We start from the raw sequence: 24,307 nt of genomic DNA, 5'->3' as shown, positions 1-24,307 counted from the left end.
TGTAAACTTCAGGAACAGGCGGCGCAGATTTCTGAAGAACTGGAAAAACGCCTGCTATAAACCCAGCTGGAAGTTGATGATCTCATTAAGCTCAAGGAAAAACTGAATCGGCTTTTTACAAAGTAAAAATACCGGTGCCCTTAGTCTCATTTTTGTAACTTTGACCTGCCCCGGAATGTTTTGGCTTTATTTTCAGCATAAAAACCACGGGTCTTTGAAGCCTCGTGCTTCAGCTAACCTATGTCTAACCAAAAAGGACCTGCTAAAAATTTTTCTTACTTCCTTTCCATGAAACGGGTCCAGAAACAGCATCAAAATGAGAAAAAAATTGTCAGGCTCAAAACTCCTTTTGGGTGGGGTTTTAATAGTTTCCGCAGTTTTACTGCACTCCTGTAAGCAATCATCTGCCCGTGAAACCGGTAGTAACAGGCAAACTGTGCTAAAGGATCTTGCACAATATGTGGACCCTATGATAGGTACGGCAAAGATGGGCCACACCTATCCCGGGGCTACCCTGCCATTTGGGAGTATTCAGCTGAGCCCCGACACCGATACCATTCCCTATGCCGTTGATGGCAAGTACAACCCCGATGTTTATAAGTACTGCGCAGGTTACCAGTACGATGACGAGACCATAGTTGGCTTTAGCCACACTCATTTTAGTGGGACCGGCCATTCAGATCTTGGGGATTTTCTCATCATGCCCACCACCGGAGACCTCAAACTTAACCCCGGAACAGCTGCTGATCCCGATAGTGGCTACCGTTCGAGATTTTCTCACGACAACGAAACTGCCGAACCCGGTTACTACAGCGTCTTGCTCGAAGATTACAACATCAAAGCCGAGATGACCGCTACCAGCAGGGTGGGAATGCACCAGTACACCTTTCCGGAAGCTGGCAAATCGCACATTATATTAGACCTGGTTTCGGGCATTTATAATTATGACGATAAAAATGTGTGGACTTTTGTGAGGGTCGAAAATGACACTCTGGTGACCGGTTATCGCCAAACCAATGGCTGGGCCCGCACCAGGAAAGTGTATTTTGCGCTCTCCTTCAGCAAACCCATAAACAACTACGGAAGGGAACGTTATGACAGGCAGCCTTACAACGGATTTTGGAGGAAGTTTGACCAGGATGAGAATTTTCCGGAGATAGCCGGGGAAAAGATCAGGATGTACTTTGATTTCGACATGAAAACAAATGAAAAGCTGAACATCAAACTGGCGATCTCACCGGTTAGTGCTGAAGGAGCCTTGCAGAATATGAAGAAGGAGATGCCGCATTGGAATTTTGAGCAGGTAAAAACTGAAGCCCGGGAAATCTGGAACAAAGAGCTCAACAAAGTAATTGTAGAGACTGAAAAACCTGAAGATATGGTCAATTTCTACACGGCCATGTACCACGCCTTTTTAGGGCCAACAGAATATATGGACACCGACGGAAGGTACCGGGGAATTGACATGGGAATCCATAAGGCAGAAGGTTTCACCAACTACACCAGCTTTTCCCTTTGGGATACGTACAGGGCCTTACACCCGCTTTTCAACGTGCTCCAGCCCAAAAGAAATGCCGATATGGTAAAAGCCATGCTGGCACATTACGACCAGAGTGTGCATTCCATGCTGCCGGTGTGGTCACACTACGCCAATGAAAACTGGTGCATGATAGGCTACCACAGTGTTTCGGTGATTGCAGATGCCATTGTAAAAGGCAATGCTAATTTTGACCAGGAACGGGCACTGGCTGCGATGGTGCAAACTGCAAAAACAGGTTATTACGACGGCCTGCAATATTATATGGACATGGGTTATGTGCCCGAGGACAAAAATGGCGCCTCGGTATCAAAAACCCTGGAATACGCTTATGACGACTGGGCCATTGCACAGGCCGCAAAAAAATTGGGCAAAAATGACATATTTGAAGAGTTTATGAAAAGGTCTGAAAATTATAAAAATGTGTTCGACCCAAAATCGGGCTTTATGAGGCCCAAACTTAGTGACGGCAGCTTTAAGAAAGAATTTGATGCTTTAGACACCCATGGGCAGGGCTTTATTGAAGGCAACGCCTGGAACTACAGCCTATACGTGCCTCACGCCCCTGCTGAAATGATTGAAATGATGGGCGGCAAAGAAAGATTTTCTCAGCACCTCGATTCCCTGTTCACCATGGAGCTTCCCGATAAATATTTCGAAAACACCGAAGATATCTCGAGAGAAGGAATTATCGGAAATTACGTGCACGGTAACGAACCTTCCCATCACGTGGCTTATTTGTATAACTGGACAGATACTCCCTGGAAATCCCAGGATAAGATCAGGATGGTTTTAAAGGATCAGTATCAAACCGGGGCCGACGGTTTGGGCGGAAATGACGATTTTGGCCAAATGAGCGCCTGGTACATTTTTAGTGCTTTAGGATTCTATCCCGTGGCACCAGGTAGCGAAGAATATGCCCTGGGTAGCCCTGCCATTAATGAGGCTACCATAAATCTCGACAACGGAAACACCTTTAAGGTCACCGCCCAAAATCAGAGTGAAGAAAATGTATTCGTAGAAAAAGTAGAACTAAACGGGAAACAACTACAAACTCCATTCATAAAACATGCTGAAATTATGAAGGGAGGGGAATTAAAATTCTATATGGCGAATACTCCAAACCGGAAGTTATATGAATAATTTTTTTGGCTTTCCTCTCAAAAAGGGCATTTTTTAGCTGTATTTGTCGAAAGTTCTTACATCTTTTGTTAAATACAGGTTAAACCACGATCTACACATTTCTCTATACTAAGAAATGATTTATTTTGGTTATAAATATTTGCCTGCAAAGGCACTATAAGTGAGAAGCGTATCCCCCTACTGTACTCTTCTCACTTTTTTATTTAGTCTCTTTGGTCATTTCATTTTCAAGAAAGAACCTTATCACATCTGTAGTGGTCACAATCCCGGTAAGGCAATCATCATCTACTACAGGCAGGGCGTGAAATTCGTGTTCCAAAAATAATTTGGCCGCATCGGCCACGCTGTGATTTGAAGAAATATACTCTACCTTCTGCGTCATCACCTGCTCCACCGTGAACATTTCATATACCGCAGTTTCAACATCATCCCCTCCGCCATCGGTTGCATCGGCAAATGAGATCCTAAGCAGGTCGTTAAGACTAATCATCCCCACTATATGCTCATTCTCTACAACGGGAAGGTGCCTTATATGGTTTTTCTTCATAAGAGATTCAGCTGTCGAAAGATTGTCAGACAGCGATAGACGCAATATATTCTTGGTCATTATCTGGGAAACCGGAACATCATTTTTCATGGGCTTTTATTTTAAAGCAGCTACTTAAAAATACAACAATTCTGTCTCATTCTGAATTAAGGACGGGGAAATCTTTATTGAAAAATGCTTTGGAATTAGGCGCGGAATGGAAGAATTCTTAGAAATCTCTTATATTGCCATCTTTATTTTAATCCCTAACATTTAATATGAAAAAAGTTTTATTGTTTTCTCTTGCTGTAAGCCTCATTGGCTGTAAAGCGCAGCAGTCACGAGACATTTCGGAAGCCAACCCAATGGAGTATGCCAGCACCATCACTTCCAAAGAATTAAAAGATCACCTGTACACCTTTGCAAGTGACGAATTTGAAGGAAGAGAAACAGGAGAGCCTGGCCAGAAAAAAGCTGCTGAATATCTTAAAAATGAATATCAGAGTCTTGATATCGCCTCTCCTATTGGCAATGATGATTATTATCAGGAAGTTCCCGGAAGTTATTTCACCCGCGGAAATGTAAAAGATACCGAAAATGTCCTGGCCTATATCAAAGGAAGCAGTAAACCTGAAGAAGTACTGGTGATCTCCTCCCATTACGACCATGTGGGAATTGATGACGAAGGTAGGATCTATAATGGTGCCGATGACGATGGCTCGGGCACGGTTGCCATTCTCGAAATTGCTGAAGCTTTCAAAAAAGCCCAGGAAGACGGGTTTGGCCCTAAGCGTTCTATCCTGTTTTTAAACGTAACCGGCGAAGAAAAAGGATTGGTAGGTTCAAGTTTTTATACTGAAAATCCTGTGTTCCCTCTTGCCAACACGGTAGCCAACCTCAATATTGATATGATTGGGCGTATAGGAGAAGACATGGAAAATGCAGGTGACTATGTTTACCTTATAGGAAGCGACAAACTTAGTACAGAACTACATGAACTAAGCGAAGCTGTAAACGAAAAATACCTCAACCTCAACCTGGACTATACTTTCAATGATGAAAATGATCCAAACAGGTTCTACTACAGAAGTGACCACTACAACTTTGCAAAACACGATATTCCAATCATTTTCTATTTTAACGGAGTACATGAAGATTACCACCGTCATACCGATACTCCCGATAAAATTGAATATGACCTCCTGGAAAAAAGGGCTAAACTTGTTTTCCTTACCGCCTGGGAAATTGCCAACCGCGAAACCCGGCCTTATGTTGACAAACCAACTTTGACTGAAGCAGGAGAATAACTGTTACTGGTAAAGTTTTATTTTCTATAATTACCCAAACCTAACAGGTTTCAAAAACCTGTTAGGTTTTTTTATTCTGTCTCTTCACCCACCCCTCTGCAAGGAAGGGATGTTTATAAAAACCCCTTAAACAAAAAAAGCTTCCTGTTTTCACAAGAAGCTTTATGGGTGGAAGATGGGGTTCGAACCCACGACCTCTGGAACCACAATCCAGCGCTCTAACCAGCTGAGCTACGACCACCATTTTAATCGGATGCAAATGTAGTATAATTCCTTTCTTTTACAAAAGAAAAAAATTGAATTTTTTACAGGAGGTCAAACAGCGAATCTACCGCCACATGTCGGTTCACATTAAATCCTTCAGCATATTCTACATTAATCAGCCTGCCTAAATCCCTGGCCCTGTAGGTGATGCTGTCAAAAAAATTACTGCTTGAGATGGGAGTTTCAGGCTCCTTACTGTTCTCGTCCCAAAACTGGGAACGATAGGCTTTAACAGAGGCTAACTTCTTGTCCATAAAGCCTGTAACATCTACCACCACATCTGGGGTGAGGTTTTTCCATTGTATGTAGTGAAAAACATTCTTTGGACGCCATTCTTGCTGCGAATTTCCGTTGTGAATGGTTTCAATTTTACGCAGCCCGCTTAAAAAGCAGGCATCCGCTACCAGTTTTGCCCCTTTTCCATGGTCAATATGCCGGTCATCTATCGCATTGCACAAAACCAGTTCGGGCCTGTACTTCCGCAGCACTTTTATGATCTCAAGCTGATGGGATACGTTATTCACAAAAAAACCATCACTGAATTCCAGATTTTCTCGCATGGCCAGCCCAAGGATCTTTGCCGCATCGGCAGCTTCTTTGTCTCTTATTTCGGCCGTGCCGCGGGTTCCCAGTTCCCCCCGTGTAAGGTCGAGTACACCCACTTTTTTGCCCCGCGATATTTCTTTTGCAAGAGTCGCCGAGCAACTCAGTTCCACATCATCGGGGTGCGCTCCAATGGCAAGTATATCTAATTTCATTTTTGTAATCTTTCTTGTTTTGTTCGTGAATCTTTGGCCACAAATACACGAAAATTTTTTATTTACTCTTCTCTATTTTAATCAGCCGGAGCTTTTTTCAGTAAACTTTCTAAACTTCCCTGATTAGTGTTGACCGGTTTTAGATATTAATTTTCATTATCAAAAATAGTAATAATTGGTCTTTCTTCTGTTTTGAGGGTTGACCAATAACTAATGAACTCTTCAGGGTTTCTTTTCTCTAAATGATCATGGGATCTTTTGGTGTTATAATTTTTTACTGCTTTGTTCACCTGGTTCTTGAGTTGGCTAAAGGATTGTGGCTTCCAGTGATCCAGATACTCCTCTTTTATTGTTCTATTGATCCTCTCGGCGTATGCATTGTCCTGAGCACTTAAGGCCATACTTATAGTGGTCGTATTTGATTGTAAGAGTTCAGTATAAGATTTGTACGTATACTGGCTTCCTCGATCTGAGTGATGGATCTTAGGAGCTTTGTTTTCTTTTAAAGCCATCTTCAAAGCTTTTAAATTTGCTGTCCCTCTCATATGATCAGAGACTTCATAACCGACTATTTTCTTGGTGTAAACATTAATTATAAATACTGCATAATAAAATTTGTCTCCTACCCGATAGTAAGTAATATCGCTTTGCCATACTACCGAAGGTGCATTGATCTTTATTCCTTTAATTTTATTCGGATAGTAGATATTACCGGCAATGGTTGTGCGTCTATAATTCTTCTTTCTTTTGAGACGATAACCTAATTGCATAAAAGTCTCTACAAAACGATCTCTCCCAATAAAATCAGGCTTTAAAGTATAGTACATTTTTTCCACCCCACAACCAGGATGATCTCTACGAATATCATCAGCTTCAGACATTAATTCCATCAAACGATGATCAAAAATTCTTTGTCTTCTAGCATATTGATGGACAGCTTGTTTACTGATCCCAATGCCTTCATAGAATTGATTCATGGAATAACTCACTTTTTCTTTGTTTTTCCTGAACCAGTTGATTGTGGGGTGCTGTAGTTTTTTTTAATGTCGATATCGAGTTCTGACTTAGCCAGTTCGATCATCTTTTCTAAATAATCCAACTGTATCTGTTTACGCCCTAAAGCTGCTTCCAGTTCCTTGTTTTTGGCCTCCAGCTCTTGCATCTTTTTACTGCTACTGTCTTTCATTTCTACAACTCTATAACCTTTCTCGTTAAAGGTAGAAAATTTATGAATCCAGTTATAGATCATAGACCGTGACATTCCGTGAAGCTTAGACAGTTGAAATACACTGTACCTGCCACTTTCATAATCATTCACAATTTGTCTTTTGAACTCATCGGAGAACTTCCGATGTTTACTGAGCAATCGAATATTTGACTTCATGTAAGTTGATTTTATGGTCAACCTATATCAGGGACGTACAAACTGATCACTGAGCACTGACCACTGAGCACTGAATACTGAACACTGAGCACTAAACATTACAGCCGTACATCAACCTTATCTTTCCTCGTTTCCTCCAGGGCCTGTTCAATATCGGCAATAAGGTCTTCGGCTTCTTCGATACCTACCGAAAATCTCATCAGCTTATCACTTATTCCCTGTGCTGCGCGGTCTTCGGCAGTTAGTAGGGCGTGGGAAGTTTTGGCAGGTGACAGAATGGTCGACTCTACCCCGGCAAGGCTCATAGAGGGTTTGATAAGCTTCAGGTACTTCATGAACGCCTGAGAATCTAGATCTTTCAGTTCAAAAGACAGCATTCCGCCAAACCCGTGCATTTGTTTCTTTGCCAGTTCATGCCCTTCATGAGAAGCCAATCCGGGATAATAGACCTTCTTCACCCACTCATTCTTTTCGAGGTATTCGGCCAGTTTTTGTGCATTTTCATTCTGTGCCTTCACCCTTAGCCCCATGGTCTTCAGGCTGCGTTCCAGGAGCCATACGGTGTAGTCGCTAAGGCTTCCGCCGAAATTCTTGGCCAGCTGAAAGATCCTGTCGATTTTTTCTTCCGAAGAGATCACGGCTCCGGCAAGAATATCGCTGTGCCCGCCCATGTATTTTGTAGCCGAATGTATCACCACATCAATCCCAAAATCGATCGGGTTCTGGTTTACGGGCGAAGCAAACGTATTATCGATCATACTCACCAGCCCCCGCTTTTTTGCGAGCTTTGCCACGGCTTCAATATCAGTCACCGTAAGTAAGGGGTTAGACGGGGTTTCAATATAGACCACTTTCGTGTTTTCCCTAAGCTCGTTTTCAAAAGCTTCCGCAGAAAGATCTTTTGCAAAGGAATATTCGATGCCAAATTTCTCAAATTCCTCAACCACCAGGTTAGTCGTGCCGCCATAGAGCGTTTTTTGCAGCACCACATGATCTCCCTTCTGTAAAAAGGCAAAAAGCGAAGTGCTTACCGCAGCCATTCCGCTGCCAAAGATAAGCGCAGCTTCCCCATGTTCAAGCGCGGCCATTTTTTGCGCCAGTGCCTGCTGGTTGGGCGTGTTAAAATAACGGGGGTAGCGTTTCACCTCCACATCTTCATACGCATAAGAAGTTGACATGTACAGCGGGGAAACAGCCCCGTTAAATTGTTCGTCTTTTAGCTCGCCCACGTGGGTACAAATGGTATTGAGACCGGGTTTTTTCTGAGTCATAATTGTTGGAAAAAATTCTTCTCCAAGATAAAAATAATTACTGAAAAAGACGGGCTGCCAAAAATGCCATTTTTGAGACTCCTCTTTGGCCGGCCCTGTAGGTTCTCATCACTTTTTTATCTTTACGATATGAAAACCATCTTTAAGAACATCAAACAGCTCGTACAGGTAAGAGAGAAAACTCTTAAACCTTTAAGCGGCAGCGAAATGAAGCAACTTCCCGTGATAGACAACGCCTGGTTGCTCGTGGAGGACGGGAAAATTGCCGACTTCGGAAAAATGCAGGATCTTCCCTCTTTTGAAGGAGTTTCTGAAGTAGATGCCGCCGGAAAATTCCTGCTGCCGGGCTGGATCGACTCCCATACGCACCTGGTGTACGCCGGAAACAGAGAACAGGAATTCATAGACCGCATTAACGGCCTCACTTATGAAGAAATTGCCGAAAAAGGCGGCGGAATAGTAAATTCGGCCATAAAACTGCAGGAAACTTCTGAAGAGGAGCTCTACCTGCAATCGGCCAGGCGGCTGGAGGAAGTGATGAAGATGGGCACCACGGCCATTGAGATCAAATCGGGTTACGGTTTGACTACTGCTGCCGAACTCAAAATGCTGCGGGTGATCAAAAAGCTGAAAGAAAACTATAAATTGCCCGTAAAAGCGACCTTTTTGGGCGCCCACGCCATTCCGCCCGAATACAGGAATGATAAAGACGGTTATCTCGACCTGCTGGTCAACGAAATGATCCCAAAAGTAGCCGAAGAAAGCCTGGCCAATTACGTGGATATTTTCTGCGAAAAAGGCTATTTTTCAGTAGAAGATACCCACCGTGTCCTTGAAACCGGGCAAAAATATGGTCTCAGGCCCAAGATCCATGTGAACCAGTTCAATGCCATTGGCGGCATCAAAGCGGCAGTGGCGCATAATGCCCTTTCTGTAGACCACCTGGAAGTGATGCAGCCCGAAGATATTGAGGCTTTAAAAGGCAGTGGCACCATGCCGGTAGCACTGCCCTCCTGCTCTCTTTTCCTCGGAATTCCCTACTCCCCGGCACGACAAATCCTCGATGCCGGACTGCCACTTGCCCTGGCCACCGATTACAACCCCGGAAGCACGCCCAACGGAAACATGAACCTGGTGATCTCACTGGCCTGTATAAAGATGAAGATGAACCCCGAAGAAGCCATAAATGCCGCTACCATTAACGCGGCTTATGCCATGGATATTCTCGACACCCACGGCAGTATCACCAGGGGCAAGGCCGCAAACCTCATCCTCACCGAAGAGATCCCGTCTTACGGCTTCCTGCCCTACTCCTTTGGCGCCAACCACATCGACTCGGTCTACATCAACGGAAAAAAGCTCTAAATGAATAGGATAAAATTTTATTCTGAAAAACAGGTTTCAAAGCTGATCTCCACCCGGCAGGGAGAAACCAGGCTGGGAGAAAAAATTAAGGTGGCCACGAGTTTTGAAGACGTACAAAAATCGGGAGCAAGATTTGTCATTTTTGGGATCCCTGAAGATATTGGCGTGCGGGCAAACTTCGGGAACCCCGGAACTTCAAACGCATGGCAGGCATTTCTGAAAACATTTCTGAATGTTCAGGAAAACCAGTTTAATTCGGGAGAAAATATACTGCTTTTGGGGGAGATCAATACTTCCGAAGTGATGCAAAAAGCCGGGAACATTGATGTTTCAGACCCCAATTACGTGCAAAAACTGGGCGATCTTGTAGAGCAGCTGGATTCCGCAGTAAGCGAACTTGTCAAAAATGTCATTTTAGCCGGGAAATTCCCTGTGGTCATTGGCGGTGGCCATAACAATGCCTACGGAAACATCAAAGGTGCGGCCGAAGCTTTGGTCCATGCCATCAACGTGCTGAACATAGATGCGCACACCGATTTGCGAAGGCTGGAACACCGTCACAGCGGCAACGGCTTTAGCTACGCCCTCAAATATGGCTTTTTAGAGAAGTATTCTGTTTTTGGCCTGCACCGCAATTACACTCCGCAGTACATTTTCGAAGCAATGGATGCTTCCGAAGCACTTCAATACAGCCTGCTTGAAGAGCTTCCGAAGCATAAGCGAAAAATGGCATTTTTGGAGCAGCTCGACTTTGTGAAAGATAAAAAATTTGGCCTCGAACTGGATTGTGATGCGGTGGCAAACTTCCCCAGCAGCGCTGTTTCGCCTTCGGGCCTTGAGCTTGATGAGGCCCGGGAGCTGTTAAGGGAGGCTGCAAAAGAACTAAATTGTTGCTATCTTCACATTTGTGAAGCTGTGGCAGCCGATAATTTCCCTACCGGAAAGGCGCTAAGTTATTTAGTAACCGATTTCTTAAAAGAGAAAGCACATGCATGAAACTGTACAACATTATGTGGAATGGGCCGCGCTGGGCATTGAAGTTGCCGGGGTTCTGGTCATGATCATAGGGCCAATTTTTGCACTTTGGCGCTACTTTTTTGACCGGCACGAAGACGGCAGCTCTTACCGCACCTTTCGCCACGATTTGGGAAAGGCCATTTTACTGGGTCTCGAATTCCTGGTGGCCGGCGATATTATTGCCACGGTGAGTACAGACCCCACAATGAACAATGTGCTTGTACTTGGCGTAATTGTGCTCATAAGAACTTTTTTAAGCCTTTCTTTGCAGGTGGAGCTTGAGGGGAAATGGCCCTGGCAAAAGCGGGAAATTGGAGACTAAATGGAAATTATATCTTTTGAACAACAGTATGCCGAAGATTTCAGGCAACTTAATATTGAATGGCTGGAACATTATTTTTGGGTAGAACCTCATGATGAAGAAGTTTTGGGAAAGCCGGAAAAATACATTATTGAACCGGGAGGCAACATCTTTTTTGCCCGTGAAAACCAGAAAATCCTTGGTACGGTGGCTTTGATGAAAATGGACGAAGGGGTTTTTGAACTCACAAAAATGGCGGTAAGGCCCGATGCCCGAGGAAAGAAAGTGGGACAAAAACTAATGCAGCACACGCTAAATTTTGCCAGGAACAAAGCCTGGGAAAAGCTCATTATTTATTCTAACCGAAAGCTGGAAAACGCCATTCACATCTACAAAAAGTACGGGTTCAGGGAAATTCCCATTGGGGAGAACAATCCTTATGCCCGCGGCGACATTAAAATGGAACTTCCGCTTTCTTAAAGTAGTATTAAATTTAAGGGAGAAAGCTTCAGTTTTCATTAGCTTTATTGGAAACTGAATTTTATGAAACGTATTTTACTATTCGCCATGCTGGCCGGTTCGCTCTTATCATGTAAAAATGAAAACCGCGAAATTCCCGCCGTTACGGGAGAAGACGTGCTGGAAGGAGAAACAGCCGCCGCTACAGATACTGCCCAAATAGACATCAATCCCATTTCGCATGCCACTGCCGTGATCAACTGGGGCGAAACCACCATTTACTTAGACCCGGTGGGAGGCGCCGAAGCATTTGCAGGTATGGATGAAGCTGATTTTGTGCTGGTGACCGACATACACGGAGATCACATGAGTGCCGAAACCCTGGCTGCCCTGAACCTTGGCGACACGCCAGTAATTGCCCCGCAGGCCGTAAAAGATGAGCTGCCCGATTCTTTAGCCACAAAGATCAAAGTGATGAACAACGGAGAAAATATAAGCCAAAACGGGATTGCTATTGAAGCCATTCCCATGTACAACCTGCGCGAAGAGGCCAAACAATTTCACCCCAAAGGCCGCGGCAACGGATATGTTCTTGAAAAAGACGGACAAAGACTTTACATAGCCGGAGACACCGAAGACATCCCGGAAATGAGAAAGCTCGAAAACATAGATCTTGCGCTGGTGCCAATGAACCTGCCTTACACCATGCCGGTTGATGCAGCCGCAGATGCCGTGATAGAATTTGCACCCGAAAAAGTATATCCGTACCACTTTCGCGGACAGGATGGAAAAGCCGATGTTGATAAATTCAAACAACTGGTAAACCAAGGCAACAGCGAGGTAGAAGTGGTGCTGGCCAACTGGTACCCCGAAGATGAATCTTAATTTTTCACATTAGATTTCAAAATTTAAACCCGCTAAAAAAAGCGGGTTTTTTCATTATTGAACTTCAGATGATCATTGAAAAACGCCTTTTTTGAAAATCTTCTTTGCTTTTACTTTACTTCGGAAAAATGCAACAGCTTGTATTTCAATAATTCAAAAGAAGAATTTTCATAAATATTTTATAAATTCCTTTTAAAAATACTTAGTTTTAGAGCTCAGGGAAAAGTATGGGGAAAACTTTACATCTAATTTTTATTGCCTTTATTACCTGTGCCGGCTGGGCGCAAAATTTGGAGTTACCTACCGGTGACACGCTTCGGGTTTCGCAAATAGCCCAGAAGCAGGACCTCTCCCAACTCAATGTTCTGCAATTTGATTTTGATGAAAATGGCTACCTGTGGGCAGGCACCGAAGACGGGCTCAACAGGTTTAACGGTTATAACATGCACACCTATTCCCAGGGTGCCGATGGAAACACCGGCCTTACCGATGATCACATCCGCGGGCTGCTTTACAGGAACGACACGCTGTGGCTGGGTACCAATACCCATTCGGTGCAGGCCTATATTCCGTCGCAGGACAGGTTTATCCATTATAGGGAGCACGAAAAAATTGCCGCCGATGCTTCCCTCAGTTTTACCCACGGCATTTTTGAAGTCAACAGCCGGTATTTGCTGGCAAGCACGCTCAAAAACTGCATTCTTATTGACAGGCGGTCAGGTGAGGTTAGCATCCTTCCCCTGCCCAACCCGGCGGCCAATGATTACGTGCTGGGCCTCATCAATCATTCCGAAGAAAACATCTGGCTGGGCACCTACTTTAATGGTATACTGAAGCTTGACCTTCAGGAAATGAAGGTTGCAGATATGCCTGAATTCGATTTGCTGGACAATAATCCGGTGCACGCATTTCAGAAAACAGCCGATAATAACATTTTAATAGGGAGTCAAAAAGGGCTTTTTGAGTACTCTTTCTCTTCGGAAGGCCTGGAGCTTATTGGGGAACCCCAACAGGAATCGGGCATACGCTGTTTCTTTGACTGGAACAAAGATTACTACCTGCTGGGCGGCACAAAGGGCCTGAAGTTTCTCAATAAACATACTTATGAATTTAAACCAGTGGTGCTGGCAGGTTTTGAAAAGGAAGTATTCTCACCAGTAGAAATACTTCAGATAAAACAGGATGCCAGCCGGGGCGTGTGGATGGGATCACAGGGAAAGGGCATGTTCTACTATCACCCGGCCCGCCAAAAATTTATTCCGAAGCGCATTGAACTAAAAAATGAACCGGAAAAAGATTTTATAAGCATCTTCAACTTTTTGAGGGAAGGCCAAACCCTCTGGATGGCTACTGCCATAGGCTTTGTGAAACACGATTTGGAGTTGGGAACCTACGATCTATACCGCACCAATAAATTGGGGTATACGCTGGTGAAAGATTCGCAGGGGCAAATTTGGGGAGGCGGATTTGACCAGGGGCTCGAGAAATACAACCGCCAAAAAGACCATTTTAGAGAGGTTACGCCACTTACCGGGATCCCTGACCGGGATGTGGCCGAGATCATTCCGCTGTCTAAAGACAGTATGTGGGTAAGCACCTGGGCCAGCGGAATATATACGGTTAACCCGCAAACCCTGAAGGCTCATCCGGTAAAGATCAACGGCAGGGACCTTCACAGGTCGCGCGCTTCGTTCATTGGCAAAGACGGGACCATCTGGCTGGGAGCCGATGACGGGCTCTATAGAATTTCGGGCAACGAAACCCGGAAATATTCCCATAAAAAAAATTCCGAAGCATCACTTAGCAACGACAGGGTATTTAGTATTGCCCAGGACGAAATGAACAACCTCTGGGTTGGCACTGCCCAGGGTCTTAACAGGCTCAATCTGCAGACAGACGAAATCACTTCTTACCTGGAACAGCCGGGGCTGCCAAATGATTTTATCTACGGCGTGCTCACCGATAATAACAACGATATTTGGGTAAGTACAAACCGCGGACTTTCAAAATTTGACCGGGAAACTGAAACTTTTACCAACTTTACAGAACAGGACGGGCTACAGAACAACGAATTCAATGGCAAGGCCGCTTATAAAGACAGCCTGGGCTACCTGTATTTTGGGGGTATGAACGGCTACAATAAATTCCATGCCGACAGTATACCTGTAAATACCCACGCCGGAAGAACGATTATTGAAGAGGTAGAGCTCTTTGGAACGCCCATTAAACGTAATGTTATTTATACCGACACACTTTCTTTTGAACACGATGAGAACGTAATTACCTTTAAATTCACGGCACTTAATTTTTTGCTTCCGCAGAAGAACACTTACCAGTTTAAGATGCTGGGTTTTGATAAAGACTGGCGCCCGGTAACCAAAGAACGCAGTACCACTTACACCAACCTCAACCCCGGCACGTACACCTTCCTGGTAAAAGGCAGCAACAATGATTTGCAATGGGGAGCACCAGATTCCCTCGTGCTAACCATAAAAGCCCCCTGGTATAAAACTGCCTGGTTCAGGGCTTTTGCCATTCTCTTCTTCCTACTGCTTATCACCGGGATTTACCTGTACAGGTACAACCTGAAAAAAGCTGAGAACCTGCGCCTTCACCAAATGGTGGAAGGCCGCACTGCCGAGCTCAGGAAAACAAATCACGATCTAAGTGAGGCCATGCACCTGGCAAAAGAGCAAAAAAACAACATTGCTTTTTTGATGCAGGAACTCAACCACCGCGTAAAGAACAACCTCCAGCTCATTGCCAGTTTGCTCGATATCCAAAAAGAGACTATTCAGGATGAATTGGCCAGGAATAACCTTCAGGCGGCTCAAAACAGGCTGTTTACCATTGCTGCCATTCACGATTTGTTAGGTGCCAAAAAACCTGGTGAAAATTTTAAGCTGGATGAATTCGTCTCCAGCCTCGCCAGGGAACTCGTGAGCTTTATGGACGAGGGGGTATATTTAGATTTTAACCTGGAAGTGCTGGAAGTACACAAAAAATGTATCACCCCCCTGGGCATTATTATCAATGAACTGGTTACCAATTCGCTGAAACATGCTTTTCCGGACCATAATGACCACAACAAGAAGATCGAAATTTCCCTTTCCCGGAAAGGCGAACTCATAAGGCTAGATTATAAAGACAACGGCATAGGAATCCCTGATAATTTCAAAGATGAAAATTCCCTGGGCTTTAATCTTGTAGAAAACCTGGCGCGACAGTTAAAGGGCAACCTCGAGATCCTGAAGGTACCCGCAGGAGCCCATATTGTTATCCGATTTAAATGTTAAGTTTCACCGCGTTCTTAAACCTAACTGCTTATGAATAAAATCCTGATCATTGAAGATGAAATCATTATCGCCGAAAGCTTGCGGATTTTTCTAAAAAAGAATTCTTACGAAGTCTCTATTTCTTCAAATGTAGATAAGGCCATTGAAAGCCTGCAGCATGAGAGCTTTAGTGGGGTAATTTGCGATATCAACCTGCAGGACAGAATGAATGGTATTGAGATCATTCAGAAATTTCATCAACTTGATCAACACGGGCCGGTCATTTTCCTTACAGCCTATTCCAATCCGCAGGTCATGGAGCATGCCGAAGAAGTTAGCCCCTATGCCTATATTCTGAAGCCATTCAACAATCAGCAGTTACTCACCACCCTCAACCTGGCACTAAAAAACCGTGAAAATTACATTCAGCCCGCACAGGATACTTCAGTAACCGAAAAACTGAGCAAACGTGAGGTGGAGATCCTGCAATCCCTTGCTACAAGACCAACAAAGTTATTGGAAAAGAACTCTGTATCTCCAAATTTACCGTAGATACGCATGTGAAGAATATCAAAGAAAAGCTTCAGCTCAACAAAAAAGGGGAATTGATAAGGTTTGTACTTTCCAACCGGTTATAAATCAATAAAAAAATATCCATTATCAACTGAAGCTTCAGTTAATAATGGATATTATAAAAATCGTGCTAATACTTAGCGTACCAGCTTTTTGTATTTAATCCTTTTTGGAGTGACATCCCCAAGGCGTTTCTTTTTGTTCTCTTCATATTCAGAGAAGCTGCCTTCAAAGAAATACACTTCAGAATTGCCTTCAAATGCGAGGATATGGGTACAAACCCTGTCCATAAACCAGCGGTCGTGGGAGATGATCACCGCACAACCTGCAAAATTTTCAAGACCTTCTTCCAGGGCTCGCAGGGTGTTTACGTCAAGATCGTTGGTAGGCTCATCCAGAAGCAGCACGTTGCCTTCTTCTTTGAGGGTCATGGCCAGGTGCAGGCGGTTTCTCTCCCCACCAGACAATTTGCTCACCTTCTTGTTCTGCTCACTTCCGCTGAAGTTAAACCTGCTTAGATAAGCTCTCGAATTCACCTGGCGGCCACCCATAAGCACCAACTCCTGCTCATCGCTAAAGTTCTGCCAAATGGTCTTTTCAGGATCAATATTGGTGTGGCTCTGGTCTACATAGGCGATCTTTGCGGTATCCCCCACTTCAAAAGTACCTTTATCGGGTTTTTCTTCTCCCATGATCATCTTGAAGATCGTGGTTTTACCGGCACCGTTTGGTCCGATAATTCCAACAATTCCGGCTTGCGGTAATTTAAAATTAAGATCGTCGTACAAGAGCTTGTCATCAAAAGCCTTGCTCACCCCTTTGGCCTCAATTACGTTTGTTCCCAAACGCGGGCCGTTGGGAATATAGATCTCCAACTGTTCGTCCATTTGTTTTTGATCCTGGCTAAGCAGCTTGTCGTAATTGTTCAAACGTGCTTTTTGCTTTGCCTGCCTGCCTTTGGGTGCCATTTTTGACCATTCCAGCTCCCGTTCCAGGGTCTTCTGGCGTTTGCTCGCCTGTTTTTGCTCCTGGGCAAGGCGTTTGGCTTTTTGATCAAGCCATGAAGAATAATTCCCCTTCCATGGGATTCCTTCCCCCCGGTCAAGTTCAAGGATCCATCCGGCTACATTATCGAGGAAATAACGGTCGTGCGTTACGGCAATCACCGTTCCTTTATACTGCTGAAGGTGTTGCTCCAGCCACAGTACCGATTCGGCATCAAGGTGGTTGGTAGGCTCATCCAGAAGTAATACATCGGGCTCCTGAAGCAATAAGCGGCACAATGCTACCCTTCTTCGTTCCCCTCCCGAAAGTACCCCAATCTTCTTATCAGGATCGGGCGTTCTAAGCGCATCCATGGCAATTTCGAGTTTGGTATCCAGTTCCCACGCATTGCTGGCATCAATCTGGTCCTGCAAGGCAGCCTGCTTGTCCATAAGCTTCTGCATCTTATCGGGATCTTCGTAGACTTCGGGAAGACCAAACATATCGTTGATCTTGTTGTACTCTTCAAGAATGGCTACGGTCTCGGCTGCTCCTTCCTTTACCACTTCAAGTACCGTCTTTTCGTCATCAAGTTTTGGCTCCTGTTCAAGGTATCCCACCGAATAGCCTGGTGCAAACACCACATCTCCCTGGTAATTCTTTTCTTCCCCTGCTATAATCCTGAGCAAGGTCGATTTTCCCGAACCGTTGAGACCAAGAATCCCGATTTTTGCCCCGTAAAAGAAACTCAGGTAAATATTCTTGAGTACCGGCGTATTTGCTGACTGGTAGGTCTTTGTAACTCCCGACATCGAGAAAATTACTTTCTTATCATCTGCCATAAAATGCTGTTTTCAGTTTATTATTTCGAGGTTCTGGCACAGAACTCCCGGTTTATTCTAACAGACAAATATCATAATTTTAGAATTGATTTTATGCCTGCTTCGGAATATTTTCAGGACGAATGAAGCCCCAGGTGCCTTAAGAGAATTAAAAGCTGCCCGCTGTGATAGGTCGTGTGCTCAATAACCAGCAGAACTTCCCTTAACAGCGTATGTTTTTTACCTGAAGGCACAGTGTCCATAAGATCTTTTTCTTCGGAAAGTATAAGTGTGGCCAGCATATCCCTCTCCCTGAAATAAACGTCTACCAGCTCCTTCCAGGCCTTCTCATCATTGGGCCTTGAATTTGCTGGCCAGTAATCTTGCGGCCATTCGGGGGCTTCATAATTTGCCTGTGTACAATAATCAAGAATATCTTTTTGGGTAAATCGAATATGAGAAAAAAGCTCATAAAACGAATAAGGTAAACCTGCCGGTCTTTTCCCAAGTTCCAAAAAAGGTATTTTTTCAATCATCTTTTCTATCGGCATAAAGGCTTCGCCCCCTTTTAAATGCTTCACCAGGCTTTCTTTCATTTTTTCCATAGAATGAACTGAATTTGAATTCCTTTAAAATTACTTATTTATGGGTATTGCAGCCTCATTTTTAATGAGATATCTTTCAGAAGTAACATAATATTTGCGCCATGAAAGTATTTACCACCACCCCACTCTTCTTTTTAGCCCTGGCTACTTTGCTTTTTCACACCGGTTTTACACAGGCGCAGGAGCGGCTGCCGGAAGAAAGGGATTATAAGGTAAGACCAATACGCCTGGGGGTAAAAATAGGGTTTCCAAACATCGTGGGCGGAAATGTGGAATACGTAACCCCGCTTTTAAACGACAGGCTTTCTGTAAGCTTGGATTATTCGACCATAGAATCTGATTGGTTTTTATCTGAAGAAGAATCTGGTAACACCGAAACTACAGATCTAAGTTACTCCTACATTGAAGGCGGATTAAATTACTATATTTTTAAAGCAGGAAAAGGCCTCTATGCAGGCGTGAGCTATGGCCAAATGAAATTTGAAGGCCAGACAGATGTCAATGAAAACGGCATGAATGGCACCGGGTATATTGATTACAACCACAGTTCCTTCAATGTAAAACTGGGTGCAAAGCTGGGCGGCCTGTTCTACTTTCGGCCAGAAATTGGCTACTCCTTCTCCTCTCTTCCCAAAACCATAGATTACCAGGTGAGGTATCCCGATGGCACCACAGAGAGGGATATTTACGATTTTGAAGAAGAATTAGCTTCGGCAGATATAATTTTTAAAGGCTTGATCGCCAATATTGGTTTCGGATTTTCCTTTTAAATCAAAGCCCAAAGCTCTGCCAGGCCAAAATACCTGCTACTGAAGGTTGCTTCAAAAAAGACAGGATGAATCTTCAGTTCAAAAAGTTATGGTTTGATCTGTTAGGTTTTTTGTTTCCGATTTCTTCAGGAAAAATCCCGGGAGAAAATACCATTTTTAAACCCTTCCCTTTAAAGCATTAAAAGCCCAAGACATTACAAAGAAGCCAATGCCTACGGTAGAGAAGCCAATTGCGTGGTCCCTGTACTTGAGTACCCCGAGTAAAACCAGGGCAATACCTATAAGGAGCATGCAAAATGATGCCCATCCAAAAATCGTGTTCTTATTCATTCCCATCTTGTGCAGCGAGTAATTAGTGTTGTGGCAGTCTTTGCCAAAAGGCCGTAAAAGTAGTATTGTAAAATGACCTCTTCTATGACAAAGATCGCATTTTTATATGTTTTTATAAGGATTTTTAGTTGCAGGGTTTTTGTATTTTAGCGACCATTGATAAATCTACACAGCTTTTTAGAGGGTAGATGTGTAACCACAACGACTTTTAGATCTTATAAATGGATATTGAATTCAACAAGAACGAAGACCACAACAAACTTTTAGTATCAGAGCTTAAGCGGCGCCTCAAGGAGGTAAAGTTGGGCGGCGGCGAAAAACGCATTGCAAAACACCACGCCAAAGGCAAAATGACCGCCCGCGAAAGGGTAGATTATTTGCTTGACGATGCCCGGGAAGCTATTGAAATTGGGGCTTTTGCAGGAGACGGCATGTACAGGGAACACGGCGGTTGCCCCAGTGGCGGCGTGGTGGTGAAGATTGGAAAGATCTCTGGCAAACAATGTATCGTGGTGGCTAATGACGCCACCGTAAAAGCCGGTGCCTGGTTTCCCATTACCGCAAAAAAGAACCTGCGCGCACAGGAAATATCTATTGAAAACCGCCTGCCCATCATTTACCTTGTAGATTCGGCCGGGGTTTACCTCCCCATGCAGGATGAGATCTTCCCCGATAAAGAACACTTCGGAAGGGTCTTTAGAAATAACGCCATTATGAGCAGCATGGGCATTACTCAAATCTCTGCCGTGATGGGAAGTTGTGTTGCCGGCGGGGCTTACCTGCCAATAATGAGTGATGAGGCCCTTATTGTAGATAAAACCGGAAGCATCTTCCTGGCCGGAAGTTACCTCGTAAAAGCCGCAATTGGCGAATCTATCGACAATGAAACCCTGGGTGGCGCTACCACCCACAGTGAAATTAGCGGCGTTACCGATTATAAATCCAAAGATGATAAAGACGCCCTCAATACCATTAAAGGGCTTATAGATAAGATTGGGGATAACGACAAGGCCGGCTACAACCGCAAAGACCCGGTGAAACCTGCAAAAGATCCGGAAGATATCTACGGGATCCTCCCAAAGCAGCGCAACGAACAGTACGATATGCGCGAGATCATTGCCAGGCTGGTAGATAATTCTGAATTCCAGGAGTACAAGGAAGGTTACGGGCAAACCATCATCACCGCCTACGCCCGAATAGACGGTTGGGCCGTGGGTATAGTGGCCAATCAGCGCAAGATTGTCAAAAGTGCCAAAAAAGAGATGCAATTTGGCGGGGTCATCTACTCAGATTCGGCCGATAAAGCCACCCGCTTCATAGCCAATTGTAATCAGAAGAAAATTCCGCTGGTCTTTCTTCAGGATGTCACCGGATTTATGGTGGGCAGCAAGAGCGAACATGGCGGCATTATCAAAGACGGGGCAAAAATGGTAAATGCCGTAAGTAATTCGGTGGTCCCAAAATTTACAGTGATCATTGGAAACTCTTACGGGGCCGGAAATTACGCCATGTGCGGAAAAGCTTACGACCCCCGCCTCATTTTCGCCTGGCCCAGTGCCGAACTTGCCGTGATGGGCGGCACCCAGGCCGCTAAAGTGTTGGCCCAGATTGAAACTGCAGCCATGGAGAAAAAAGGTGAAAAAGTAGACGCCGAAAAGGAGAAAAAAGTTTTTGACGAGATCAAAGCCAGGTACGACAGGCAGACTTCAGCGTATTACGCTGCCGCCCATTTATGGACCGATGCGGTAATAGATCCCCTGGACACCAGGAAATGGATTTCTACAGGAATTGAAGCCGCCAATAATGCTCCTATCGAAAAAGACTTTAACCTGGGTGTGATCCAGACCTAATACCTTTCAAAAATGCGATTTTTCACCTCCTTTATTTTTATTCTACTTCTTGCAGCTGTACCCCTACAGGGCCAGGTGCTTAGCAATAAATCTCAATTCACCGAAGCCGATACCCTGCGCGGGTCTTTAAGGCCCCAACGCGCATATGATGTTTTGAAGTACAACCTGCAGGTAAAAGTGGTGCCCGAAAAGAAGTTCATTTCAGGGTATAACGGGATCAGTTTTAAGGCTGAAGAAGACCTGCCCGTAATGCAGGTAGACCTCTTCAGGAACATGAAAGTAGATTCTGTTGTCTTCCGCGGAAAAAAAATGGAGTATAAGCGGCGGCATGATGCTGTTTTTATCGATTTAATTCCGCAGGTAGAAAAAAATGCGGTAGACTCTATCCTGTTCTATTACTCCGGAAATCCGATAGTTGCCAAAAATGCCCCCTGGGACGGCGGATTTGTCTTCGAAAAAGACCGGCAGGGCAATCCATGGATCGCGGTTGCGGTTCAGGGAACGGGAGCCAGCCTCTGGTACCCAAACAAAGACCACCAGAGCGATGAACCCGAAGAAGCCCTTATTGGAATCGCTGTTCCCAACGACCTCATGAACGTGTCTAACGGGCGTTTCCTCGGAAAGGAAATCCTCGACAACGGCTATACCCGCTGGAACTGGAAGGTGAACAACCCCATCAACAACTACAACATTGTGGTGAATATTGGCAACTATGTTCATTTTAAAGACAGGTTCCGCCATCTCGACCTCGATTATTACGTGCTGCCCTACAACCTCGAAAAGGCCAAAAAACAGTTTGAAGAAGTGAAATTTATGATGAACTGCTTCTACGAAAAATTTGGGGCTTACCCCTTCGAAGAAGACGGTTTTAAACTGGTGGAAACCCCTTACCTGGGCATGGAGCACCAAAGTGCCGTGGCCTATGGCAACGAGTACCAAATGGGGTATTTGGGCAGGGATTTAAGCGGCACGGGCGTGGGCCTTAAATGGGATTTTATCATCATCCATGAATCTGGGCACGAGTGGTTTGGCAACAGCATTACGGCAAAAGATATTGCCGATATGTGGATCCATGAAGGCTTCACCAGTTATTCTGAAGCAGTTTACATTGAATGCCGCTGGGGTAAACAGGAAGCCCTCGATTACCTGCAGGGCATAAGGAACAACATTGCCAACAGCACAAAGATCATTGGCACGTATGGCGTGAACAGTGAAGGCTCTGGCGATATGTACTACAAGGGCGCCAACCTGCTAAACACCATTAGAAATATCTATAATAACGACGATTTGTGGTGGAAAACCCTAAAAGATTATACTGAAAGTAATCGCCATAAGATCATTAGCACCAAAACGACCGAAGATTTCTTTAACGCTGCCATAAAGTACGACCTGCAGCCTGTTTTTGACCAGTACCTGAGGTATGCCGCTCTGCCTGAATTGCAGTTTAAGCAGAAAAAAGGCCGCATTCTCTACAGGTGGCAGGCTGATGTTGAAGGCTTTGATATGCCGATAGATGTTGTTATTGACGGAAAAGAGCTTCGCCTCTATCCTACGGAAAAATGGCAAAAACTTGAACAGCAGGTAAATTCTCCTGAAGCAGTACAGGTGCAGGAAGATGAGTTCTACATAAAACGTCAAAACCTGAAGCAGGCTTAAAAATGCCATTTTTGACACTTCAGTAAAATAAAAGTCGGGATTTGGTCCCGACTTTTTTAGTAAACAGCTTCCGAAGAAAAATTAATCGACCCTGCTTTTAAGGGTGTTGGCGCGATGGATCTTGCCATTGGCCGTTTCCTCGAATTTTTCAACGAAATAGATCTTCTTCGGGATCTCATATTTCCCCAGCTTTCTGCAGGCCCTAATCTCCCTTTCAAGGTTGTTGAGCGCCACTTCTGAAAACTGACTTTCTACCATCAAAACCAGCTTTTCGCCCAGTGCCGCATCGGGCAGGGAAGTGATAAAGAACCTGTGGGCAATGATTGGCGCCAGCTTGGCTTCAATCTCTTCGGGATGCAGCTTCACACCCCCCGAATTGATGAGGTTGTCTATCCTGCCTTTCCACACAAAGCTGTTTTCAGAAATAAGTTCCACCACATCATTGGTTACCAGCCGGTCATCGGTGAGTTGCGGGGCTTCGATCACCAGGCAGCTGCGGTCATCTACATCAATTTTTACATTGGGAAGCGTGGTAAACGGCAGCGGTTCTTCTGCCTTTTTGGCCTTTGAATTTATATGGCGGGCTGCAATGTGAGAGACTGTCTCGGTCATGCCGTAAGTTTCGTAAACTTCGGTATTGATCCCCTGCACGAGATTGCGCAGGTTGCCCGATACAGCCCCGCCGCCAACGATCAGTTTTTTGATAAGGTGCAGCCGGCTAAGGGAATTATCCAGCTGAAAAGGCGTCATGGCACAAAAATCATAGGTCTTGAAAATGCGGTCTAACGGATTGGCTTTGGGAAGTTCAAGATCCAGCTTCCAGCCCAGCAGCATAGCCCGTACCAGCATCATTTTCCCTGCAATAAAATTCACCGGAAGGCAGTGCAATGCGGTAGTGCGCGGCCCCAGCTCAAAATATTTTCCCGTGGCCCGGGCACTGTTGACCATTTGCTGTTTTTTAATAGGAATTCTCTTTGGAGGCCCTGTAGAACCTGAAGTCTTCACCTCAATATATTCCTTATCGTTGAGCCAGTCTAAAAGAAAATTTCCTGCCTGGCCTTCATAGGGCTCGCCTTCTTTTATGAGGCTGTAAGCCACAGCGGCCAGGTCTTCATTGCTATAGTGGAGCCCGTTTAGCCTGAATTCGGGATGGGTTTCGGGTAAGCTGAATTTGGTTTGCATCATTTCGTCATATTTAACGATCAAATGCTAAAGTTAACGAATTG

The 24,307-nt window shown here is 44.7% G+C and carries 22 protein-coding genes and 1 tRNA gene; 13 read left to right on the top strand and 10 right to left on the bottom strand.

What is annotated here, in order from left to right:
• Positions 1–316: 316 nt before the first annotated feature.
• Positions 317–2,680, top strand: a complete 2,364-nt coding sequence (locus JRG66_RS13415) for a GH92 family glycosyl hydrolase (RefSeq protein ID WP_265163277.1) — start codon at positions 317–319, stop codon at positions 2,678–2,680.
• A gap of 199 nt (positions 2,681–2,879) precedes the next feature.
• Here JRG66_RS13415 and JRG66_RS13410 read toward each other — a convergent pair whose 3' ends face one another.
• The gene (locus JRG66_RS13410) at positions 2,880–3,317 is read right to left on the bottom strand and encodes a CBS domain-containing protein (protein WP_265163276.1); all 438 of its coding nucleotides are present in this window, start codon (positions 3,315–3,317) and stop codon (positions 2,880–2,882) included.
• A gap of 167 nt (positions 3,318–3,484) precedes the next feature.
• Between JRG66_RS13410 and JRG66_RS13405 the strand changes: the two genes are divergently transcribed.
• Positions 3,485–4,513, top strand: coding sequence for a M28 family metallopeptidase (locus JRG66_RS13405; RefSeq protein ID WP_265163275.1), 1,029 nt, complete (start codon positions 3,485–3,487; stop codon positions 4,511–4,513).
• A gap of 166 nt (positions 4,514–4,679) precedes the next feature.
• Here the strand turns inward: JRG66_RS13405 and JRG66_RS13400 are convergent.
• From JRG66_RS13400 to JRG66_RS13380, 5 genes are all read right to left on the bottom strand, one after another.
• Positions 4,680–4,755: transfer RNA gene (locus tag JRG66_RS13400), tRNA-His, on the bottom strand.
• Between the two features lie 63 nt (positions 4,756–4,818).
• On the bottom strand, positions 4,819–5,535 hold the full coding sequence (gene bshB1 / locus JRG66_RS13395; protein ID WP_265163274.1) for a bacillithiol biosynthesis deacetylase BshB1: 717 nt from the start codon (positions 5,533–5,535) through the stop codon (positions 4,819–4,821).
• 146 nt (positions 5,536–5,681) lie between these two features.
• Complete coding sequence (locus tag JRG66_RS13390; RefSeq protein WP_265163273.1) at positions 5,682–6,512, bottom strand: IS3 family transposase; 831 nt, start codon at positions 6,510–6,512, stop codon at positions 5,682–5,684.
• Between the two features lie 8 nt (positions 6,513–6,520).
• Positions 6,521–6,919 carry a transposase gene (locus tag JRG66_RS13385; protein WP_265163188.1) on the bottom strand — a complete coding sequence of 133 codons (399 nt, stop codon included), beginning with the start codon at positions 6,917–6,919 and terminating at the stop codon, positions 6,521–6,523.
• 98 nt (positions 6,920–7,017) lie between these two features.
• Positions 7,018–8,190, bottom strand: coding sequence for a trans-sulfuration enzyme family protein (locus JRG66_RS13380; protein ID WP_265163272.1), 1,173 nt, complete (start codon positions 8,188–8,190; stop codon positions 7,018–7,020).
• A gap of 129 nt (positions 8,191–8,319) precedes the next feature.
• Here JRG66_RS13380 and hutI point away from each other — a divergent pair, with 129 nt between their 5' ends.
• The 8 genes from hutI (at position 8,320) to JRG66_RS15675 (ending at position 16,130) form a co-directional block, all read left to right on the top strand.
• Positions 8,320–9,555: an imidazolonepropionase gene (gene hutI, locus JRG66_RS13375; RefSeq protein ID WP_265163271.1), complete on the top strand. Its 1,236-nt coding sequence runs from the start codon at positions 8,320–8,322 to the stop codon at positions 9,553–9,555.
• Positions 9,556–10,551, top strand: coding sequence for a formimidoylglutamase (locus JRG66_RS13370; RefSeq protein ID WP_265163270.1), 996 nt, complete (start codon positions 9,556–9,558; stop codon positions 10,549–10,551).
• Positions 10,544–10,894: a DUF1622 domain-containing protein gene (locus tag JRG66_RS13365; protein WP_265163269.1), complete on the top strand. Its 351-nt coding sequence runs from the start codon at positions 10,544–10,546 to the stop codon at positions 10,892–10,894. The genes JRG66_RS13370 and JRG66_RS13365 overlap by 8 nt, the downstream gene beginning before the upstream one ends.
• Positions 10,895–11,353, top strand: coding sequence for a GNAT family N-acetyltransferase (locus tag JRG66_RS13360; protein ID WP_265163268.1), 459 nt, complete (start codon positions 10,895–10,897; stop codon positions 11,351–11,353). It abuts the gene before it with no gap.
• 63 nt (positions 11,354–11,416) lie between these two features.
• A complete protein-coding gene (locus JRG66_RS13355; protein ID WP_265163267.1) occupies positions 11,417–12,217 on the top strand; it encodes an MBL fold metallo-hydrolase in 801 nt (266 codons plus the stop codon).
• Positions 12,218–12,444: 227 nt separating this feature from the next.
• Entirely contained in the window at positions 12,445–15,513 is a 3,069-nt protein-coding gene (locus JRG66_RS13350; protein ID WP_265163266.1) for a ligand-binding sensor domain-containing protein, read from the top strand.
• Positions 15,514–15,543: 30 nt separating this feature from the next.
• A complete protein-coding gene (locus JRG66_RS13345; protein ID WP_265163265.1) occupies positions 15,544–16,044 on the top strand; it encodes a response regulator in 501 nt (166 codons plus the stop codon).
• Positions 15,981–16,130 carry a response regulator transcription factor gene (locus JRG66_RS15675; RefSeq protein WP_371875349.1) on the top strand — a complete coding sequence of 50 codons (150 nt, stop codon included), beginning with the start codon at positions 15,981–15,983 and terminating at the stop codon, positions 16,128–16,130. Before JRG66_RS13345 ends, JRG66_RS15675 begins: the two co-directional genes overlap by 64 nt.
• Before the next feature lie 72 nt (positions 16,131–16,202).
• On the opposite strand, the gene ettA is transcribed toward JRG66_RS15675, so the two are convergent.
• Entirely contained in the window at positions 16,203–17,891 is a 1,689-nt protein-coding gene (gene ettA, locus JRG66_RS13340) for an energy-dependent translational throttle protein EttA (RefSeq protein ID WP_265163264.1), read from the bottom strand.
• Between the two features lie 113 nt (positions 17,892–18,004).
• A complete protein-coding gene (locus JRG66_RS13335; RefSeq protein WP_265163263.1) occupies positions 18,005–18,475 on the bottom strand; it encodes a DinB family protein in 471 nt (156 codons plus the stop codon).
• Between the two features lie 101 nt (positions 18,476–18,576).
• Between JRG66_RS13335 and JRG66_RS13330 the strand changes: the two genes are divergently transcribed.
• A complete protein-coding gene (locus JRG66_RS13330; protein ID WP_265163262.1) occupies positions 18,577–19,245 on the top strand; it encodes a porin family protein in 669 nt (222 codons plus the stop codon).
• Between the two features lie 156 nt (positions 19,246–19,401).
• On the opposite strand, the gene JRG66_RS13325 is transcribed toward JRG66_RS13330, so the two are convergent.
• Positions 19,402–19,575, bottom strand: a complete 174-nt coding sequence (locus JRG66_RS13325; RefSeq protein ID WP_371875314.1) for a CAL67264 family membrane protein — start codon at positions 19,573–19,575, stop codon at positions 19,402–19,404.
• Positions 19,576–19,796: 221 nt separating this feature from the next.
• Between JRG66_RS13325 and JRG66_RS13320 the strand changes: the two genes are divergently transcribed.
• Together JRG66_RS13320 and JRG66_RS13315 are read left to right on the top strand one after the other, a co-directional pair.
• Positions 19,797–21,425 carry an acyl-CoA carboxylase subunit beta gene (locus JRG66_RS13320; RefSeq protein ID WP_265163260.1) on the top strand — a complete coding sequence of 543 codons (1,629 nt, stop codon included), beginning with the start codon at positions 19,797–19,799 and terminating at the stop codon, positions 21,423–21,425.
• A 12-nt stretch (positions 21,426–21,437) separates the two neighbouring features.
• Complete coding sequence (locus JRG66_RS13315; RefSeq protein WP_265163259.1) at positions 21,438–23,081, top strand: M1 family metallopeptidase; 1,644 nt, start codon at positions 21,438–21,440, stop codon at positions 23,079–23,081.
• 81 nt (positions 23,082–23,162) lie between these two features.
• Here the strand turns inward: JRG66_RS13315 and JRG66_RS13310 are convergent, their stop codons facing one another.
• Positions 23,163–24,266 carry an AMP-binding protein gene (locus JRG66_RS13310; RefSeq protein ID WP_307726293.1) on the bottom strand — a complete coding sequence of 368 codons (1,104 nt, stop codon included), beginning with the start codon at positions 24,264–24,266 and terminating at the stop codon, positions 23,163–23,165.
• Positions 24,267–24,307: the final 41 nt, after the last annotated feature.

This window comes from Salinimicrobium tongyeongense, from assembly GCF_026109735.1.
GTDB lineage: Bacteria > Bacteroidota > Bacteroidia > Flavobacteriales > Flavobacteriaceae > Salinimicrobium > Salinimicrobium tongyeongense.
This window is presented reverse-complemented; position numbering and strand designations above follow the sequence as displayed.

Excerpts from the sequence above, each read along its gene's own strand:
- JRG66_RS13415 (WP_265163277.1), top strand. The coding sequence starts at position 317 with ATGAGAAAAAAATTGTCAGGCTCAAAACTCCTTTTGGGTGGGGTTTTA.
- JRG66_RS13410 (WP_265163276.1), bottom strand. The coding sequence starts at position 3,317 with ATGAAAAATGATGTTCCGGTTTCCCAGATAATGACCAAGAATATATTG.
- JRG66_RS13405 (WP_265163275.1), top strand. The coding sequence starts at position 3,485 with ATGAAAAAAGTTTTATTGTTTTCTCTTGCTGTAAGCCTCATTGGCTGT.
- bshB1 (WP_265163274.1), bottom strand. The coding sequence starts at position 5,535 with ATGAAATTAGATATACTTGCCATTGGAGCGCACCCCGATGATGTGGAA.
- JRG66_RS13390 (WP_265163273.1), bottom strand. The coding sequence starts at position 6,512 with ATGAATCAATTCTATGAAGGCATTGGGATCAGTAAACAAGCTGTCCAT.
- JRG66_RS13385 (WP_265163188.1), bottom strand. The coding sequence starts at position 6,919 with ATGAAGTCAAATATTCGATTGCTCAGTAAACATCGGAAGTTCTCCGAT.
- JRG66_RS13380 (WP_265163272.1), bottom strand. The coding sequence starts at position 8,190 with ATGACTCAGAAAAAACCCGGTCTCAATACCATTTGTACCCACGTGGGC.
- hutI (WP_265163271.1), top strand. The coding sequence starts at position 8,320 with ATGAAAACCATCTTTAAGAACATCAAACAGCTCGTACAGGTAAGAGAG.
- JRG66_RS13370 (WP_265163270.1), top strand. The coding sequence starts at position 9,556 with ATGAATAGGATAAAATTTTATTCTGAAAAACAGGTTTCAAAGCTGATC.
- JRG66_RS13365 (WP_265163269.1), top strand. The coding sequence starts at position 10,544 with ATGCATGAAACTGTACAACATTATGTGGAATGGGCCGCGCTGGGCATT.
- JRG66_RS13360 (WP_265163268.1), top strand. The coding sequence starts at position 10,895 with ATGGAAATTATATCTTTTGAACAACAGTATGCCGAAGATTTCAGGCAA.
- JRG66_RS13355 (WP_265163267.1), top strand. The coding sequence starts at position 11,417 with ATGAAACGTATTTTACTATTCGCCATGCTGGCCGGTTCGCTCTTATCA.
- JRG66_RS13350 (WP_265163266.1), top strand. The coding sequence starts at position 12,445 with ATGGGGAAAACTTTACATCTAATTTTTATTGCCTTTATTACCTGTGCC.
- JRG66_RS13345 (WP_265163265.1), top strand. The coding sequence starts at position 15,544 with ATGAATAAAATCCTGATCATTGAAGATGAAATCATTATCGCCGAAAGC.
- ettA (WP_265163264.1), bottom strand. The coding sequence starts at position 17,891 with ATGGCAGATGATAAGAAAGTAATTTTCTCGATGTCGGGAGTTACAAAG.
- JRG66_RS13335 (WP_265163263.1), bottom strand. The coding sequence starts at position 18,475 with ATGGAAAAAATGAAAGAAAGCCTGGTGAAGCATTTAAAAGGGGGCGAA.
- JRG66_RS13330 (WP_265163262.1), top strand. The coding sequence starts at position 18,577 with ATGAAAGTATTTACCACCACCCCACTCTTCTTTTTAGCCCTGGCTACT.
- JRG66_RS13325 (WP_371875314.1), bottom strand. The coding sequence starts at position 19,575 with ATGAATAAGAACACGATTTTTGGATGGGCATCATTTTGCATGCTCCTT.
- JRG66_RS13320 (WP_265163260.1), top strand. The coding sequence starts at position 19,797 with ATGGATATTGAATTCAACAAGAACGAAGACCACAACAAACTTTTAGTA.
- JRG66_RS13315 (WP_265163259.1), top strand. The coding sequence starts at position 21,438 with ATGCGATTTTTCACCTCCTTTATTTTTATTCTACTTCTTGCAGCTGTA.
- JRG66_RS13310 (WP_307726293.1), bottom strand. The coding sequence starts at position 24,266 with ATGATGCAAACCAAATTCAGCTTACCCGAAACCCATCCCGAATTCAGG.